General features: G+C 47.8%; 3 protein-coding genes. 1 reads left to right on the forward strand and 2 read right to left on the reverse strand.

The features are described 5' to 3' along the window. A partial coding sequence (locus tag VN105_RS17975) for a hypothetical protein (RefSeq protein ID WP_325642911.1) occupies nucleotides 1-321 on the reverse strand: 321 nt, incomplete at its 3' end. A gap of 91 nt (nucleotides 322-412) precedes the next feature. Beyond that, nucleotides 413-2,197, reverse strand: a complete 1,785-nt coding sequence (locus VN105_RS17980) for an ABC transporter ATP-binding protein (RefSeq protein ID WP_325642912.1) — start codon at nucleotides 2,195-2,197, stop codon at nucleotides 413-415. Nucleotides 2,198-2,305: 108 nt separating this feature from the next. On the opposite strand from VN105_RS17980, the gene VN105_RS17985 reads away from it, so the two are divergent. Continuing rightward, nucleotides 2,306-2,824: a DUF4251 domain-containing protein gene (locus VN105_RS17985; protein ID WP_325642913.1), complete on the forward strand. Its 519-nt coding sequence runs from the start codon at nucleotides 2,306-2,308 to the stop codon at nucleotides 2,822-2,824. Nucleotides 2,825-2,854 lie beyond the last annotated feature (30 nt).

Genomic DNA, 2,854 nt, shown 5'->3' on the forward strand with positions numbered 1-2,854 from the left:
ATAATCCGCATTGCTGATGTAAAGCGGCACGCCTTTATTCAGCAGGTATTGCACTGCCTGCGGTTTATTGGCGCCTACTGCACAAAAAATAATAGGGATAATATCTTCTTTCTTATAATGCATATCCGCTCCTCCTTCTTCAATCAACAGTTCCGCGGCTTCAAAAAATATCTCCTGGTATTCCAGTAAATCGCATAGTAGTTGTGACCGCTCCTCCCATGTAAAGAACGAGAGGTTACAGCCGAGCAGGGTGATAATTTCATCTGGCTCCTGACTGCTTCTTAGTTTGCGTTTCAGGTCGTACAGCGAAATTTTTTGCATAGAGTTTTCATGGTGTGATAGCAGCTGGGAGAGAACCATTCCATAGGATGAAAACGCAATTGCAATGATAATAAAATATTGATAAAATATATCATTTGTTTTCCTGGTGTTTCCAAAGCTCCTGGAAAGCGGCGCTGTTGGCACGCAGGTAATGGAAGGAGCCTTCAGATACAATGCGGCCCTGGTCCAGTACATAGATATAATCGAACTGCGGCAGCAGGTGCAGCCTGTGCATGGCGGAGATGATGGCTTTATTGGAAAATGCCTGGAACATTTTTTCGTAGATCATGGCTTCGGTTTTAGGATCTACGCTGCTGGTGGGTTCATCAAGAAGGATCACCTGGCTGTTGCGTGCTGCGAGTATGCCGCGGGCCAGTGCGAGCCGTTGTTTTTGTCCGCCGGAAAGGTTCACGCCTTTTTCCCGGATATCGGATGCGAGCCCCTGCGGGAGCATTTCCACTACTTCTGAAAAATGGGCGCTGCTGCATACTGCCATGATTTCTTCCGGCTGGAAGGGGAGTCCAAGCGTAATATTGTATTCAATGGTATTTTCAAAGATCTCGGGTTCCTGGGGGAACAGGGTAACGCTTTCGTTGACGGTGGCTAACGGTACGGCTTCTTCATTTACCTGTATCGTTACGCCGGGTTCGGGCTCGTACAGACCGCGTAAAATGGCCAGCAGGGTACTTTTTCCACTGCCGCTTTCACCAATAAGAGCGATCTTTTTCCCTTTTTCGATCAGGAGGTGAAGGTCGTGCAGGCGTTGCGGACCGGCATTGTTATCGTAAGTGGCGGTGTGGGAAAAGTTCAGGGTACTGATACTGATCCGGTTCCAGTTAACCGGCAGTTCCGGCGCGGCATCTGCCCTGTGATGCTGCGTATAGGCTTCACTGATATTCCCGGCGGTATCTACTGCCGTATTGTACTGTACTACGTCAGTGTATTGCCAGGCTACGTCCTGGAACACGCTGGTGAACTGGTTTACATAGCCGAGAAGCGTTACCAGTCCTGCTACGTAAAATATTTCGCCGGGTACCCAATGCTGGAAAACGTAACCCACCGCTATTACGCAGTATATCAATGAGATCATCATTTCGGCCACAAACCATTTCCACTCGTTGATCACGGTATTTTTCCTGAAGGGCTTCAGGATGCGCTGTACCTTTGCCAGCAGGCCGTTTTCCATGCTTTTCTCCAGGCGGAGGGTGATGACCGTCATAATATTGGAAAGACTATCGAACAGCGTAGCCGATACCACATGCTCGCCTTCATTGATTTCATTGAGGGTACGGATAAAGGGGCGGTCGAACCGCAGCACGATCCATATACAAAGCACGCCCAGGGCAATGCCGATACTTCCGTACAGGGGAGAGAAATACAGCATGGCGATCATAGAAAACAACAGTTTACAGATGGCATGAAGGTACATGAAGCCCCGCTCGAAAAATTCCTTCAGGGCCTCATATGCTTTCCGTATACGGTTAATTACCGAGCCGCTATGGTTATCCTGGTGCCATTTCACCGGAAGGTGTAAAGCCTGGTGGTAGCGTTCCCGAAGGAAGTTCCGGCTCAGGTTAAAGGCGAGCTGCCGTTCCATAATACGGGCCGGGCCATGAAAGCACCATTCCAGGAATTTGAGCGCGAAATAAGCCCCGGCAAAGATCATGGTGTAACGGGGCAGGTTGGGGCTGTCGCGCTGTATGCTCCCTATGAACCAGCCGAACAGTACGGGGTTCAGGGAAAAAACAACATTGGCCATGAGGAACAGGAAATAGACAAGCAGGTATTTTTTACGCTCTTTCCGGGCATATTTCCAGGCTGTTTTCAGTAACGATATATATGGGTTGGGCATGTTTCCGGGTTTATCATCGGTCATTAAAAGTAATATTTTAACAGCAATTTGTGCTGTTCAGGTAGTGAACAAAACGCGGCACTGGCTGTTATGGTACGATATTGGCATTCCCTCTTACGTAAAACTTACCATATGAAAAGGTTTTTTATATTAAAAACAGCGATGCTCCTTTTACTGGGCGCTGTTATCTCTACCAGCCTTTTTGCGCAGGAAACCAAAGCGCAGCAAAAAGCGGATAAAGTGGCTAAGGTCAAATCACTGATAGACGGTCAGAATTATGTTTTTATAGCGCAGAATGCACTGCCCATGAGTGGTCGCATGCGTAACCTTACATCGGAATACAATGTAATTGTGGGAGCGGATTCCGTGATAAGTTACCTGCCTTATTTTGGCCGGGCCTATACTTCAGTGGATTACGGCGCTACAAAATCGCCGCTGGATTTCAAAACCAAATCCTTCGATTACAACATTACACCCGGTAAAAAGGATGGCTGGAATATCACCATTAAGCCCAAGGATCACAGATCGGTGCAGTCTCTTAATTTAAGCGTGTCCAGCGAGGGATATGCTTCCCTCCAGGTAACCAGCAGCGACCGGTCGCCTATCAGTTTTAACGGTTATATAACAGAGCGGAAATCCAAAAAGAAGTAATGCGCGGATTTTGTCTGACTCAGGATTAAA

It is taken from the genome of Chitinophaga sp. (genome assembly GCF_035564935.1).
In the GTDB taxonomy this organism is placed as follows: domain Bacteria; phylum Bacteroidota; class Bacteroidia; order Chitinophagales; family Chitinophagaceae; genus Chitinophaga.

Excerpts from the sequence above, each read along its gene's own strand:
- VN105_RS17980 (WP_325642912.1), bottom strand. The coding sequence starts at position 2,197 with ATGACCGATGATAAACCCGGAAACATGCCCAACCCATATATATCGTTA.
- VN105_RS17985 (WP_325642913.1), top strand. The coding sequence starts at position 2,306 with ATGAAAAGGTTTTTTATATTAAAAACAGCGATGCTCCTTTTACTGGGC.